This window comes from Ralstonia mannitolilytica, assembly GCF_000954135.1.
In the GTDB taxonomy this organism is placed as follows: domain Bacteria; phylum Pseudomonadota; class Gammaproteobacteria; order Burkholderiales; family Burkholderiaceae; genus Ralstonia; species Ralstonia mannitolilytica.
The window spans coordinates 1,763,897-1,777,910 of sequence record NZ_CP010799.1; the positions used below are offsets into that span (position 1 = coordinate 1,763,897).

Below are 14,014 nucleotides of genomic sequence, written 5' to 3' on the forward strand. Positions count from 1 at the left end.
CTATCGGGCCGCTCCACGCTGTGTGATACGGCTGGTCAGCAACTGATGCTGGCGGCTGAACAGCCGGCGATACGCCAGCAGCACGGCCGCCACGGTCCCCAACCCTGAGGCGGCCGCCAGCAGAAACATGATGACGATCTGGTAGCGCACGGCCTCGAGCGGCGATTGGCCTGCCAGCACCTGGCCCGTCATCATGCCGGGCAGGCTCACCACGCCCACCACCGTCATCTGGTTGATGATGGGCGTCATCCCGGCGCGTACGGCGGTGCGTGCCGCGTTGCGCGCCGCCTCCCAGCGCGTGCCGCCCAGCGCAAGCACCGTTTCGACCTGGTCGCGGGTGGCGATCAGCTCGCCCGTCACGCGTTCCAGCGCAAGCCCCACGCCGGTCAACGTGTTGCCGAGAATCATCCCCATGATCGGGATGGCGTACTGCGGCGCGTACCACGGCTGCGCGTGCAGCACGGCCAGCAGCCCGATCGCGCCGATCAGCCAGGCGCTGCCGAGCACCGACAGCGTGCCGTCAAGCCGCAGCCCCGCATACCCGCGCGTGCCGCGGCCGCCCGTCGCGTGGCCCGCAATCAGCGTCATGGCGGCCACGATGCCGAGCACCACGGCCCAATGCGCATGAGCGAATACCCAGTCGAGCACGAATCCGACCGCCAGCAACTGCACCACGGTCCGCACCGCGGCCCATGCCAGGCGCCGCTCGAGGCCCAGCCCGAGCGCCACCGAGAGCCCGCCATTCACGAGGATCAGCGTGGCTGCAATCGCCACCTGCCACGCTGAAAGGCTGAGATACTGGTCGTTCATGATGCCGCTTCCGTGTTCAGGCGGCCTGCCTCGACACGCCAGTGCAGATGCCCGATCCGTGTCGCCTGCGCCGGGTCGTGCGTGATCCACACCCAGGCGTGCCGTTCGGGCGCGCGTGCAAACCAATGCTGCAGAAGCGCTTCGACCGCACGCGCTGAAGCCGGGTCCAGTGCCGCGGTCGGTTCATCGAGCAGCAGGACGGTCGGCCCGGTCTGCAGCGTGCGGACCAGCGCAGCGATCTGCGCCTCGCCGCCCGAAAGCTCGCTGGCGGATTTGTCGAGGAAACCGGCATCGCGCTCGGCCCGCGCCAGCAGGGCGATGGCGGCATCGCGATCGAACCCGCTGCCGTGTCGCCGCACGTGCAGTTGATACGGCATGCGCAGGTTGTCCTCCACCGTACCGGGCAGCAGGGCAGGGCGCTGGCGCACATACGCCACGTGGCAACGGTACGCGGGGATGGCCTGTGCGCGGATGGGCTGGCCGTGCCATGTCACCGCCCCGCCGTCGATCGGGTCGAGCAGTGCCAGCGCTCGCAGCAAGACGCTCTTGCCTGCGCCCGACGGCCCCGTCAGGGCAATCCGGTCGCCCGGGCGGACGACCAGCGTGGCGGGCTGCAGGAGCGTGGCACCGGTGCGTGTATCGCATCGTTGGAGTTGGGTGGCGGCCAGCATCATGGAGGACGAGTGTGTTGCGTACGGTACGGCATCAATGCACCGCTTTCATGCATTATGCATATGAGCGGGTGTGGCAAGCCTGCGCCGAAATCCACATCGCGTATGCGCCCCGCCCCCTGCGGCGACCGCGCCGCCAAGCGCTTGACAGCCGATGCGGACCGATCCCTAGTCCGAAGGTCGGAGGCAACCCGTCTCGCCCCCGCGGGCTGTCGGACGAATCCGACATCGCATTCAGCCGCCGGCGGCTCGCCATTTTCGCAGGGCGCGCATAGGATCGAAGCATCACTAAAAGAAGCGACGGAGGGCGCCATGGAGACCGACAAGATGCAAGTGGCTCACCCATGGTGGCAGCCCGGAGTGTTTGCATCGGCTCCGGCAATTTTCTTGTGGGTTTGCGCTGAACTGCCGCCGGACATGCTCGCCGCCATCTTCCACGCGGGCACGTCCGCCGAATCTCTCAAGCATGTTGGAGATACGCTCTTTGTGATCGGCTGGACGGCTAGCGGTGTGCTCATGTGGCATGGCCGCAGACGCCCGGCGCATGGCACGGGTGCGGCAGCGCAACCGGCAGCGGCCGATACGGTTTCAGCCGGGGAACCCGTTACGCAGGTCCATCGCCTCTCGGCTCTGCGCCAAAGCATGGCGCGTCGGCTGGAACGCCTGCGTCACCCGATTCCGCTGCACTGACTGACATCGAGCCTCCCTACGACAAAGGCCGGCATCAGCCGGCCTTTCTTTTGAGCGTCCGCCAGCCTCAGGACGTGCTGCCGGGGATGATGTCGTCGGCGTCCGCGCCGGATGCCGCGGCTGGCGCGTCGGCGTGCTGCCCTCCGTCGCCGTGCGATTCACGCCACTTCTGATAGCCCCACCACGCGGCACCCGCGACCAGGCCGAGCTTGCCGAGTTTTCGGGTGGCGCGCCCAATGACGGTGCGCCGCAGCCCTGCATAGGCGAGCGACAGCACCGTGCCGACCAGCGGGTATTCCCGCGCAATGCCCAGCGTGCGCATCAGGCTGTTGGGTCTGGCCAGCGGGCGAATCAGGCTCGGCAGCAGCGCGCCCAGGCCACCCAGGCTGAACGTGCGGCGGGTGGCGCGGTGCAGGTCGTTGCGGGCATGCATGTAGTCGTAACGCTCCAGCGCGGCGCGCGTGAGCAGCAACTCCTTGCGCACCGCCAGCGGCAGCCGGGCTTCGACGCCGCGACGGGACGGGCGCACGTGGTGCCGCGCGTTTTGCGCTGAGTCGGATTCCGGGTGGGAGGCCGCGCCGGTGGACGGCGATGGTTGGGTCGGATCGGTCATCGGCGCAGAATCTCCCGGTCTTTGTCGAGTTCGGCCAAGGTGGCCTCGAACAGCGGGGGCGCGTGGTGCAGGAGCGCGCGCACCTTCCACAGGCACGCCGCCGCGCCAAGCCCATAGAGCGCGGCCATGATGGCCAGCGACTGCCAGCGGTAGGTATCCCAGCACAGGATGACGACCAGCGCCGTCAGCGTCATGATGCACAGCGCGATCAGGCTGACGGCCAGCATGCCGAGAAAGGCCGTGCCGAGCAGCCGTTCTTTTTCTTCAGCCAGTTCGACGCTCGCCAGTTCGAGCCGCGTCTGCAGCATCGAAACGACCGTGCCGGCCAGTGTCTTCAAGGAAGCAAGCAGCTTTGGACTGGTGTCGTCGGTCATGAAGGTGTCGGGAGAAGTGCGGGCGGATGGTGCTGCTGCCAGCGCAGCACGCCCCATGCCCGGGATGGAGCCCCAGAATGCGACTGGCCGATGGCGCGATCCAGCGGCGCGCCATCGGCCAGACAGGGTGCAGCGGATTACTTGCGATTGAGCAGCAGGCCGATCAGCAGGCCTACGCCGGCAGCGACCCCCACCGCCTGCCACGGGTGGTCATGGACGTAGTCGTCGGTGGCGCGCGCGGCGGCCTTGCTCTTGGTGACCACGGCATCCTGCAGGTCTTGCGCCTTTTCCTTGGCCTGGCGCAGCAGGCCCATGCCGCGCTCGCGCAGCTCGGCGGCTTTTTCGCCGCTGGTGGAGGCAGCTTGCTTGAGCAGCGCTTCGGCGTCGGACAGTACGGTCTTCACGTCGGTCATCAGTTTCTCCTTATTGACGGAATCGGCCAGGTTGGGGGAAGTGTTCGTCATGGTCGGGTCCTTGGTATTGAGGGAGTCGATCGGCAATATGTCGACGCGCATATTCGCTAGGATATGTGTGGGTGTCGCGAAACTTCAAGCGCCCCACTCGCGCACACTGCGGTGGATCAAGCCTTTGGCGATTGTCCGGCAATGTGCGCGCGCCTTCCACCTTTTCGCCAGCAAATGCCGCGCCTAATGACAAAAAGTGATGTTGTTGTGAATTTATAGTCGTTTTGGTTGGATGGCAATCTGGCTATAGTGGTTCCCAATGTGTGCATGGAGGACACGATGTCTCTACGTTTGGGCGATATCGCCCCTGATTTCGAGCAGGATTCGAGCGAAGGCCGCATCAAGTTTCACGAGTGGCTGGGCGACAGCTGGGGCGTGCTGTTTTCACATCCGGCCGACTACACGCCGGTGTGCACCACGGAGCTCGGCCTGACCGCCAAGCTCAAGGACGAATTTGCCAAACGCAATGTCAGGGTGATCGCGCTGTCGGTGGATTCTGTGGAGTCTCACAAGGGCTGGATCAACGACATCAACGAGACGCAGAACACCAGCGTCAACTTCCCGATCATCGCCGATGCGGATCGCAAGGTCTCGCAGCTGTACGACATGATCCACCCGAACGCGAGCGAGACCTTTACGGTGCGCTCGCTGTTCGTGATCGACCCGAACAAGAAGGTGCGGCTGATCATCACGTATCCTGCATCGACGGGACGCAACTTCAACGAGGTGCTGCGCGTGATTGACTCGCTGCAGCTGACCGACCATCACAGCGTGGCGACGCCGGGCAACTGGCAGGAAGGCGACGACGTCGTCATCGTGCCATCGCTCAAGGACGAAGACGTCATCAAGCAGAAATTTCCGAAGGGCTACAAGGCGTTGCGCCCGTATCTGCGCCTGACGCCGCAGCCTAACAAGTAACCGTCTCCTTGGTAGTGTGATTGCCGCCCGGCCTTTGTGCCGGGCGTTTTTTGCGTTGGGAGCCGGCCCCGAGCTGGTTTCCTGGCAAAACAAAAACCGGCCAGCCCTCGCGGGTCTGGCCGGTTTGCCTTTGTGAAGAGACGTTGTGCGCGATCAGATCGCCCAGCCGCCGGCATAGAACGCCGCCAGTGCCACGGCGATGCCGACGGTGCCGATGTTCAGCTTGCGCCATTCGCCGGCCACCACGCGGCCGATCACCAGCGTGCAGAAGCCGAGCATGATGCCGGTGACGATGTTGCACGTCAGCACGATGAACACGGCGCAGACCAGGCCCGCCAGCGCGTCCACCATGTCGTCCATGTGCAGCTTGCTCACGCTCGAGAGCATCAGCAGGCCGACGTACATCAGCGCCGGCGCCGTCGCATACGACGGCACCAGACCCGCCAGCGGCGAGAAGAACATCACCGCGAGGAACAGCACGCCGACCACCACGGCCGTCAGCCCGGTCTTGCCGCCGGCAGCCACACCGACCGTCGATTCGATGTACGCCGCCGCCGGCGCACCGCCGAAGAATGCCGAGAAGATCGAACTGACCGAATCGGCCGTCAGGGCGCGCCCACCGTTGACGATGTGGCCCTTGTCATTAAGCAGGCCCGCCTGGCCTGCCACGGCGCGGATCGTGCCCGTGGCGTCGAACACGGCGGTCATCACCAGGGCGAGCACGCTCGGCAGCACGGCCGTGGAGAGCGCACCGCGGATGTCCATCGCGCCGATCAACGAAGCATGGCCGGGCGCACTCAGCGAGGGCAGGGCGAACACCCCCGTGAACTTGACGGCCGGGTCAAAGACGAGGCCGAGCGCCGAGATGGCGATGATGACGATCAGGATGCCGCCCGGCACGCGGCGGCGCTCCATGCCGAAGATGGCGGCCAGGCCCAGCACCGACATCATCACGGGGAAGGCGGTGATGTGGCCGAGTTGGACGGGCAGCCCCGGGCCGGCGTTCTTGATCACCAGCCCCACGTCGTTCGACGCGATCAGCAGCAGGAACAGCCCGATGCCGATGCCCGTGCCGTGCGCCACGCCCGAGGGCAGGTTGCGCAGGATCCACGAACGCACGCCGGTGGCCGAGATGGCGGTAAAGACCACGCCCATCAGGAACACCGCGCCCAGCGCCACTTCCGGCGAGAGCTTCTGCCCCAGCACGAGCCCGAATGCCATGAACGCCGTGAGCGAGATCGCGCAGCCGATGGCGATCGGCAGCCTGGCCCACAGGCCCATCAGCAGCGACCCGAAGGCGGTGGTCAGGCACACGGCAACGAACACCGCGCTGGTATCGAAGCCGGCTTTGCCGAGCATGCCCGGCACGACGAAGACGGCATACACCATCGCCATGAACGTTGTGACGCCGGCCACGACCTCGCGCTTCTGGGTGCTGCCGCGTGCAGAAATCTGGAAAAAGCGATCGATCTGCGCGACGTTGGTCGCGTCAGTCAAGCCGGCGGCGTTGAGTTCCGTCACCGACGGAATGGACTGTTCAGCCATGGTGGGTTGTCTCCTGGCAGGACTCCGCGCGGGTCGATCTCTGTCAACCTGCGTAGGGTGCCCTGTTCTGGTTTTGAATATCGACCCGGGTGCCTGCGTGCGCGCGCGGACATTCTCCAGACCGTTGTCTCGCGATGGGTTGAGTCGCGTCGCGCTGCGATCTGCGTGTGGACCGCGCGCACGTTTTATCGGTGTGAGGGACGTGCCTGCCGAACGATCCGCTGGCACTTGGAGCGAAGCATAGACGCGTGCCAGCGGCGGTTTCATGTAGCCGCGCGTATCCCGATCATTTGCGAATGTGTATATCGCGGGAGAGGAGAACCACGGTGCCCAGGACGGGCGAGACATGCCCCAAGGCGGTATGGCGGGTGGTGCACAAGTGTGCATCACCCCGCGAGAAATGCAAAGCGCGTGAAATCAGAAGAATGCCTGGATGCCGGTCTGGGCGCGGCCGAGGATCAGCGCGTGGATGTCGTGCGTGCCTTCGTAGGTGTTCACGACCTCGAGGTTGACCACGTGGCGGATCACGCCGAATTCGTCCGAGATGCCGTTGCCGCCGAGCATGTCGCGCGCCATGCGGGCAATGTCGAGTGCCTTGCCGCACGAATTGCGCTTCATGATCGAGGTGATCTCCACCGACGCGGTGCCTTCGTCCTTCATGCGGCCCAGACGCAGACAGCCCTGCAGGCCGAGCGTGATCTCGGTCTGCATGTCGGCGAGCTTCTTCTGGATGAGTTGGTTCGCCGCGAGCGGACGGCCGAACTGCTTGCGGTCCAGCACGTACTGGCGCGCGATGTGCCAGCACGACTCCGCCGCGCCCAGCGCTCCCCAGGCAATGCCGTAGCGCGCCGAGTTCAGGCACGTGAACGGACCCTTCAGGCCGCGCGCGCCCGGCATCAGGTTCTCTTCCGGCACGAACACTTCGTCGAGCACGATCTCGCCCGTGATGGACGTGCGCAGGCCGACCTTGCCGTGGATGGCGGGGGCGCTCAGACCCTTCCAGCCCTTCTCCAGTATGAAGCCGCGGATTTCGTCTTCACCATTGTCGTTCGGCAGCTTGGCCCACACGACGAACACGTCGGCGATGGGCGAGTTGGTGATCCACATCTTGGCGCCCGACAGCGAATAGCCGCCGTCGACCTTCCTTGCGCGCGTCACCATCGACGCCGGGTCGGAGCCGTGGTTCGGCTCAGTGAGCCCGAAGCAGCCGATCCACTCGCCCTTGGCCAGCTTGGGCAGGTACTTCTGCTTCTGCGCTTCGCTGCCGAATTCGAAGATCGGCACCATCACCAGCGACGATTGCACGCTCATCATCGAGCGGTAGCCGGAATCCACGCGTTCCACCTCGCGCGCGATCAGGCCGTAGCTGACGTAGTTCAGCCCCGGGCCGCCGTACTGCTCGGGAATCGTCGGGCCCAGCAACCCGAGCTCGCCCATCTCGCGGAAGATCGACGCATCGGTCTTCTCATGCCGGAACGACTCCAGCACGCGCGGCACCAGCTTGTCCTGGCAGTACGACGCAGCGGCATCGCGCACCATGCGCTCGTCGTCGGTCAGTTGTTGGTCGAGCAGCAGCGGATCGGCCCAGTTGAAGGCGTTGCGAGCAGTCACGGCGGTAGTCTCCGAGTCATGTGTTGTTCCGATATGCGGAACACAGTTTCGAAATTCAGGGCTATGATAGCGCAACCGAAGACGATTTCCAGGCCTTTCTCCGAATGAGCACGACGCGCCTCCCCGACCCTGATTCCGAATTCGAGACCAGGCGCGAAGCCGATCCGAACTTTGTCACCGCACTCGCCCGCGGGCTGGAACTGCTGCGGGCTTTCCGCCCTGGCGACACGCTGCTCGGCAACCAGGAGTTCGTGCGCCGCACGGGTTTTCCGAAGGCCACGGTAAGCCGGTTGGCGGGCACGCTCGTCTCGCTCGGCTATCTTCGCTATGACGAGACGCTCGGCAAGTACGGGCTGGACGCCGGCGTCCTCGCGCTGGGCTTTGCCTATCTTGCGTCCAGCGACGTGATTCAACTCGCGCGTCCGCACATGAGCGCATTTGCGCACAAGCACGGCGTGTCGATTTCGCTCGGCAAGCGCGACCGGCTGGACATGGTCTATCTGGAAACCATCCGCCACGACAGCCCATCGATGAGCGGTTCGGCAGGCTTGGGCGTGGGTTCACGGCTGTCGCTGCTGTCGAGTTCGATGGGACGGGCGTATCTGGCTTCGTTGCCCGCCGCGCGGCGTGAGCGCTTGTACGAAGCGTTGCGCACGCAGCAGCCCGCGCAATGGGCGGCAGAAGGTGCCGCCGCAGACGATGCAGTCAAAGCCGGCGTACGCAACGGCTACGCCGTATCGCTGCGCGACTGGCATCCCGCCATCCACGCATGCGCAGTCGCGTTCTTCGCGCCCAGCCAGCGCGAGCCGTATGTCGTGAGTTGCAGCGCGCCATACACGTCTGCCGATGCAGAGCGCATCCGCGACGAACTGGCCCCCGCGCTACGCGAGTTCGCGGCAAGGCTAGGGCAAGTGGTCGAGCCCGCCGCGTAGGCCGCTCAGAGACCCCCGGAAACTGTTTGCCACCAGCGCTGGCGTCCAGACGGGTTTGGCCGTGGATGCCGTAGATGGCGCCTTGAGTTTCTGTTGCAGAGAGGGAAGGGAAGCTGTCTGGGCGCAGCGTGTTTTTCCGTTCCCCTCTCTGCGGCATAAGTCCAAGGAATCCTTCGCCATCTCGGGCGCGCCTTTCTTTGCTTACTTTCTTTTGCAAGACAGGGAAGGTGAGTCAGCCCCGGCAGGGGAGGAAACCAGAGATCGACCAATAGCAAAAGTCACAAGTCAGTGCGCAACTTCCAAAGCTCCGGAAACAACACCACATCGAGCATCTTCCGCAGATAACCGACGCCTTCCGTACCACCGGTCCCACGCTTGAAGCCGATCACCCGCTCGACCGTTGTCACATGCCGGAACCGCCACTGCCGGAACGCATCCTCGAGGTCGACAAACTTCTCCGCCAGCTCATACAGCTCCCAGTGGTGCGTCGGGTCACGATAGACCTCCAGCCAGGCCGCCTCCACCGAAGCGTTGTAGGTGACCGGCCGCGACCAGTCCCGCTCCACGCAATCCGCATCGAAGCTGAACCCGTGGCGCGCCATGTAGCGCACGGCTTCGTCGTACAGCGACGGCGTCTCCAGCGCGGCCTTCACCTGCGCGTAATGCTCCGGCCGGTGCGCATGCGGCCTGAGCATTGCCGCATTCTTGTTGCCGAGAATGAATTCGATCTCGCGGTACTGATACGACTGGAAGCCGGACGACTGCCCCAGGTGCGGACGCATGGCCGAGTACTCGGGCGGCGTCATCGTGGCAAGCACGTTCCACGCCTGCACCAGTTGGTCCATGATGCGCGACACGCGCGCCAGCATCTTGAAAGCGGGCGGCAGGTCGTCGTTGCGCACGCAATCCCGCGCTGCGCGCAGCTCATGCAGCATCAGCTTCATCCACAGCTCGGTGGTCTGATGCTGCACGATGAACAGCATTTCGTTGTGATCGGGCGAGCGCGGGTGCTGCGCGTTCAGGATCTGGTCAAGCGCCAGGTAGTCGCCATAGCTCATCGACTGCGAGAAATCCATCTGCGCGTCATGCCAGCTGTCGGCCTGGCCACCGTGCATGGGGCAGCCCGATGCTGCGGGTCGGTTCGGCGTTGTCATTTCAGGTCACCAGCGTACGTTCGTTGAATTGCGCCGATTGCCACGCGCCTGTTTCCAGCACGTCGCGCAGCACGTCCACGGCATCCCAAACATCGGCAAAGCTCGTGTACAGCGGCGTGAAGCCGAAGCGCATGATGCGCGGCTCGCGGTAGTCGCCGATCACGCCGCGAGCGATCAGCGCCTGCATCACAGCATAGCCGTTCGGGTGCTCGTAGCTGACGTGGCTGCCGCGGATGCCATGGTCGCGCGGTGTGACCAGCGTGAGCGGGAAGCCCGCGCAGCGCGTTTCCACCAGCGAGATGAAGAGATCGGTCAGCGCGAGGGACTTGGTCCGCAACTCGGCCATCGACGTCTGCGCGAAGATATCGAGCCCGCATTCCAGCATCGCCATCGACGTGATCGGCTGCGTGCCGCACAGGAAGCGGCCGATGCCGGCATCGGCGTCGTAGCGTGATTCCATCGCGAACGGCCGCGCATGCCCCCACCAGCCCGAGAGCGGCTGCCAGAAGCGCTCGCGCAGTTTTGGCGCGACCCACACGAACGCCGGCGAACCGGGGCCGCCGTTCAGGTACTTGTACGTGCAGCCGATGGCGTAGTCCGCGCCGCCTGCGTGCAGGTCCACGGGCACCGCGCCGGCCGAGTGCGCCAGATCCCAGATCGCCAGCGCGCCGTGCTTGTGTGCCAGCGCCGAGACGGCAGCCATGTCGTACATGTGCCCGCTCTTGTAGTTCACGTGCGTCAGCATGGTGACGGCGACGTCGTCGCCCAGCGCGCCTTCCAGTTCTTCCGGCGAGTCGATTAGGCGCAGTTTGTAGCCATCGCGCAGCAGGTCGGCCAGCCCTTCAGCGATGTACAGATCGGTCGGAAAGTTATGCGTTTCCGACACGATGATCTTGCGGGCGGGCGCGTCTTCGCGCTGCACGCGAATCGCGGCGGCCAGCACCTTGAACAGGTTGATCGACGTGGTGTCGGTGACGACGACTTCGTCTTCGCGTGCACCAATCAGCGGGGCAAGCTTGTTGCCCAGGCGGCGCGGCAGCTCGAACCAGCCGGCCTGGTTCCAGCTGCGGATCAGTCCATCGCCCCATTCATTGGCGACGACTTCCTGCGCGCGGGCCAGCGCAGCCTTGGGCCGTGCGCCGAGCGAATTGCCGTCCAGGTAGATCACGCCGTCGGGCAGCGCAAAGGCGTCGCGCAGCGGCGCGATCGGATCGGCCGCGTCGCGTTCGACGCAGGCGTTTCGAGTGATGGTCATGGTGGATGTCGGGGTGATGAATGGGGTGAATCAGGGCAGGCTGCGCAGCACCGCGCGCACGGGGCTCGCATCGAGCGTGGCGAACTTGAGCGGCAGCGCGATCAGTTCGTAATCGCCGGCGGGCACCTCGTCGAGGAGCAGCCCTTCGAGGATGGCCAGACCGTGCCTGCCGACCGCGTGGTGCGCGTCCATGGTCTTGGAGGTCTGCGGATCGAGCGAGGCGGTGTCGACACCGACGAGCTTCACGCCGTGCGCGGCCAGCAGTTCGATCGTCTCGGGCGCGACGGCGGCAAAGTGGTCGTCCCACATGGTCTGCGGCATCTGCGCGTACGTGCGCAGCAGCACGCGCGGCGGCGTGGGCGACGGATGGGCCAGCGCATCACGAACGTGTTCCGGCTCGACGCGCGCTACGCCCACGCAGTGGATGACGCGGCACGGGCCGAGGTACGCGTCCAGCGCCACCTGCCCGATCGCGGCGCCGTCCGCGCGGTAGTGCAGCGGGGCATCGGCATGCGCGCCGGTGTGCGGCGACAGCGTGATGCGGCCGACGTTGACTGGGCAATCGCCTTCGAGCTTCCACGCAATTTCCTGCGAAAACGGCGTGTCGCCGGGCCACGTCGGCGTGGCGGGCGAGAGGGCGGGGCTGATGTCCCACAAAGTGCGTTTCAAGGCGGCTCCCCGGCAGAAAATTCGTCGAATCCGTGCCGAAATGATAGGGAAATCCACGCGCAATGGGTTTGCATATTCGTGCGCACGATTCCGTTCGATTCGCATAAAATTCAACGAATTAACGGAATTACGCAAAGAACGACGACAGATGCAACTTGATACCACCGATCTGCGCATTCTCCAGGTCTTGCAGGAAGACGGCCGCATCAGCAATCAGGACTTGGCCGAGCGGGTGGCGCTGTCGCCATCGGCCTGCCTGCGGCGCGTGCGGATGCTGGAAGAGGGCGGCGCCATCACCGGCTACCGGGCGCAGCTGGGCCGGGCAGCGCTGGGGCTGGAGCTCGAGGCCATCGTGCAAGTGTCGATGCGGCAGGACGTGACGGGCTGGCACGAGACCTTCATGGCCGCCGTGCACAGTTGGCCCGAGATCGTCGCGGCCTACATCATCACCGGCGATTGCAACTACATCCTGCGCGTGCAGGCGCCCACGCTGCAGCACTATTCGGAGTTCATCATCGAGCGGCTGTACAAGACGCCTGGCGTGATGGACATCCGCTCGAACATCGTCCTGCGCACGATCAAGGATCGCGATGGCGGGCTGGCGCTGCTCATGGAATCGCGCGGCGTGCGGCCGCTGGAAAGCGGTGCGACGGGCAAGCGCGGCAAGTCCGGCGGCGTCTGACGGCGGTCAAATCGCGACCGCCGGCATGCGCGGATAGTGAGCCTGTGTTGTCGACCGGAGCCGGTCATGGCCAAGAGGTTTCCGTTGCATCCCGTACACCCCGAGCGCATCTGCTGGGGCTGCGACAAGTACTGCCGCGCCGACGCCCTCGCTTGCGGCAACGGCTCGGGCCGCACCCAGCACCCTGCAGAGCTGCTCGGCGACGACTGGTACGCATGCGGGGATTGGGGCATCGAAGCCGAGGCCCCGCGCAAGACGGCAAGCCGCGGGTGACGCGGCAACTTACTTGCCGAGCGGATCAAGCGACGAAAACGCGCCGCGATGAAACACCAGCGGCGCGGCGTTGGCATCCACCACTCCGCAGCGCTCGACTTCGCCGACGAAGATGACATGGTCGCCCTCGTCGTACCGGCTGCGGTTATGGCACTCGAACCATGCCAGCGATTGTGCAAGGATCGGCAGGCCGGTCGGGCTCAGCGCGTAGTCGATGTTGGCGAAGCGGTCGCCCTTGAGCGTGGCGAAGCGCTTGCACAGGTCGAGCTGGTCGGCCGCCAGGATGTTGATCACGTAGTGCGAGCCGGCGTGGAACAACGGGAACGAGTTCGCCTGCGTGCCAAGGCTCCACAGCACCAGCGGCGGGTCGAGCGACACCGAGTTGAACGAGCTGGCCGTCACACCGACGAACGCAGGCTTGCCGGGGCCCCCGTCAGAGCGCGTGGTGACCACCGTCACGCCAGTGGCAAATTGCGACAGGGCATGCCGGAAGTGCGCGGCATCGAAGTCGGGCGGGGCGGCGCGGCTTGTGCGACCGCGTGCCGACGCCTCGCGCGTCGGTCCGCTGTCGCGCGCCTCCATGGGAATGGCTCCGTGGTGATCCATGCAAACGACCCAAAGTAATGCGCAATTGTAACGGACGGGCGATAAGCCGCCCCTGCGTAGGGCTTTGCGTGATGCTGCACACACATGTTGGCGCGGGTGCCGGTGCCTGTGTCAGGATAAGCGCCCTGCGCCGACCAATGGCATCCCATCCAACCCAGCAGGAGAAACCAAATGACCGAGCAACGCGCCCTTGAAACCGCCGTCCTGGGCGGAGGCTGCTTCTGGTGCCTCGAGGCTGTCTTCCAGCAGGTGCAAGGCGTGCACAGCGTGGTGTCCGGCTATGCCGGCGGCCATGTCGATCACCCCAGCTATCGGGCCGTCTGCAATGGCGACACCGGCCATGCCGAAGTGGTGGCGGTGCAGTTCGATCCGGCGGTGATCCCGTACCGCGAGATTCTCGACATCTTCTTCGCCATCCATGACCCGACGACGCCGGACCGGCAGGGCAACGACGTCGGGCCGCAATACCGGTCTGCCATCTTCGCGCAGACGCCCGGGCAACTGGCAACGGCCCGTGAGGCGGTCGCCGCGCTCGACGCCAGCGCTGTCTTCGATGCGCCCATCGTGACGGAGCTGGTGGATGCCAGCGCGGGCAAGGTGACCTTCTGGCGCGCGGAAGACGAACACCAGAACTACTTCCGAGATCATCCGGCGCAGGGTTACTGCGCGTTCGTCATCTCGCCCAAGGTGGCGAAGTTCCGCAAGCAGTTCGCGCACCGCCTGCAGGGCTGAGGGAAGGCGCCGGGG

At 65.4% G+C, this 14,014-nt stretch carries 17 protein-coding genes; 6 read left to right on the top strand and 11 right to left on the bottom strand.

All coding sequences use genetic code 11. The features are described from left to right. Both TK49_RS08420 and TK49_RS08425 read right to left on the bottom strand, forming a co-directional pair. Positions 1 to 810: an ABC transporter permease gene (locus tag TK49_RS08420; protein WP_045786272.1), complete on the bottom strand. Its 810-nt coding sequence runs from the start codon at positions 808 to 810 to the stop codon at positions 1 to 3. After that, positions 807 to 1,481: an ABC transporter ATP-binding protein gene (locus tag TK49_RS08425; protein ID WP_045787809.1), complete on the bottom strand. Its 675-nt coding sequence runs from the start codon at positions 1,479 to 1,481 to the stop codon at positions 807 to 809. The genes TK49_RS08420 and TK49_RS08425 overlap by 4 nt, the downstream gene beginning before the upstream one ends. A 312-nt stretch (positions 1,482 to 1,793) precedes the next feature. On the opposite strand from TK49_RS08425, the gene TK49_RS08430 reads away from it, so the two are divergent. Continuing rightward, the gene (locus TK49_RS08430; protein WP_045786273.1) at positions 1,794 to 2,171 is read left to right on the top strand and encodes a hypothetical protein; all 378 of its coding nucleotides are present in this window, start codon (positions 1,794 to 1,796) and stop codon (positions 2,169 to 2,171) included. Between the two features lie 67 nt (positions 2,172 to 2,238). Here TK49_RS08430 and TK49_RS08435 read toward each other — a convergent pair whose 3' ends face one another. From TK49_RS08435 to TK49_RS08445, 3 genes are all read right to left on the bottom strand, one after another. Continuing rightward, positions 2,239 to 2,784, bottom strand: a complete 546-nt coding sequence (locus TK49_RS08435; protein ID WP_045786274.1) for a DUF3318 domain-containing protein — start codon at positions 2,782 to 2,784, stop codon at positions 2,239 to 2,241. Continuing rightward, complete coding sequence (locus TK49_RS08440) at positions 2,781 to 3,158, bottom strand: phage holin family protein (RefSeq protein ID WP_045786275.1); 378 nt, start codon at positions 3,156 to 3,158, stop codon at positions 2,781 to 2,783. Before TK49_RS08440 ends, TK49_RS08435 begins: the two co-directional genes overlap by 4 nt. A 137-nt stretch (positions 3,159 to 3,295) precedes the next feature. After that, positions 3,296 to 3,622 (bottom strand): ElaB/YgaM/YqjD family protein, encoded by a 327-nt coding sequence (locus TK49_RS08445; RefSeq protein ID WP_180964289.1) that lies wholly within the window; start codon positions 3,620 to 3,622, stop codon positions 3,296 to 3,298. Between the two features lie 279 nt (positions 3,623 to 3,901). On the opposite strand from TK49_RS08445, the gene TK49_RS08450 reads away from it, so the two are divergent. Further along, the gene (locus TK49_RS08450) at positions 3,902 to 4,540 is read left to right on the top strand and encodes a peroxiredoxin (protein WP_045787810.1); all 639 of its coding nucleotides are present in this window, start codon (positions 3,902 to 3,904) and stop codon (positions 4,538 to 4,540) included. A 153-nt stretch (positions 4,541 to 4,693) separates the two neighbouring features. Here the strand turns inward: TK49_RS08450 and TK49_RS08455 are convergent, their stop codons facing one another. Beyond that, positions 4,694 to 6,085, bottom strand: coding sequence for an NCS2 family permease (locus tag TK49_RS08455; RefSeq protein ID WP_045786276.1), 1,392 nt, complete (start codon positions 6,083 to 6,085; stop codon positions 4,694 to 4,696). A 417-nt stretch (positions 6,086 to 6,502) separates the two neighbouring features. Further along, a complete protein-coding gene (locus TK49_RS08460) occupies positions 6,503 to 7,696 on the bottom strand; it encodes an acyl-CoA dehydrogenase (protein ID WP_045786277.1) in 1,194 nt (397 codons plus the stop codon). Between the two features lie 104 nt (positions 7,697 to 7,800). Here TK49_RS08460 and TK49_RS08465 point away from each other — a divergent pair, with 104 nt between their 5' ends. Then, positions 7,801 to 8,628, top strand: a complete 828-nt coding sequence (locus TK49_RS08465) for an IclR family transcriptional regulator (protein WP_045786278.1) — start codon at positions 7,801 to 7,803, stop codon at positions 8,626 to 8,628. 278 nt (positions 8,629 to 8,906) lie between these two features. Here the strand turns inward: TK49_RS08465 and kynA are convergent, their stop codons facing one another. From kynA to kynB, 3 genes are read right to left on the bottom strand one after another with little or no spacing between them, the layout of a single operon-like run. Beyond that, positions 8,907 to 9,743, bottom strand: a complete 837-nt coding sequence (gene kynA / locus TK49_RS08470) for a tryptophan 2,3-dioxygenase (protein ID WP_045786279.1) — start codon at positions 9,741 to 9,743, stop codon at positions 8,907 to 8,909. 40 nt (positions 9,744 to 9,783) lie between these two features. After that, positions 9,784 to 11,037 carry a kynureninase gene (gene kynU, locus TK49_RS08475; protein WP_045786280.1) on the bottom strand — a complete coding sequence of 418 codons (1,254 nt, stop codon included), beginning with the start codon at positions 11,035 to 11,037 and terminating at the stop codon, positions 9,784 to 9,786. Between the two features lie 30 nt (positions 11,038 to 11,067). Then, positions 11,068 to 11,706, bottom strand: coding sequence for an arylformamidase (kynB, locus tag TK49_RS08480; protein WP_045786281.1), 639 nt, complete (start codon positions 11,704 to 11,706; stop codon positions 11,068 to 11,070). A gap of 148 nt (positions 11,707 to 11,854) precedes the next feature. Here kynB and TK49_RS08485 point away from each other — a divergent pair, with 148 nt between their 5' ends. Continuing rightward, positions 11,855 to 12,388 (top strand): Lrp/AsnC family transcriptional regulator, encoded by a 534-nt coding sequence (locus TK49_RS08485; RefSeq protein ID WP_045786282.1) that lies wholly within the window; start codon positions 11,855 to 11,857, stop codon positions 12,386 to 12,388. 66 nt (positions 12,389 to 12,454) lie between these two features. After that, the gene (locus TK49_RS08490; protein ID WP_045786283.1) at positions 12,455 to 12,661 is read left to right on the top strand and encodes a DUF3079 domain-containing protein; all 207 of its coding nucleotides are present in this window, start codon (positions 12,455 to 12,457) and stop codon (positions 12,659 to 12,661) included. Positions 12,662 to 12,670: 9 nt separating this feature from the next. On the opposite strand, the gene TK49_RS08495 is transcribed toward TK49_RS08490, so the two are convergent. Beyond that, the gene (locus TK49_RS08495; RefSeq protein ID WP_045786284.1) at positions 12,671 to 13,243 is read right to left on the bottom strand and encodes a flavin reductase family protein; all 573 of its coding nucleotides are present in this window, start codon (positions 13,241 to 13,243) and stop codon (positions 12,671 to 12,673) included. Positions 13,244 to 13,438: 195 nt separating this feature from the next. Here TK49_RS08495 and msrA point away from each other — a divergent pair, with 195 nt between their 5' ends. Then, on the top strand, positions 13,439 to 13,999 hold the full coding sequence (msrA, locus tag TK49_RS08500; protein WP_045786285.1) for a peptide-methionine (S)-S-oxide reductase MsrA: 561 nt from the start codon (positions 13,439 to 13,441) through the stop codon (positions 13,997 to 13,999). The last annotated feature ends 15 nt before the right edge of the window (positions 14,000 to 14,014 follow it).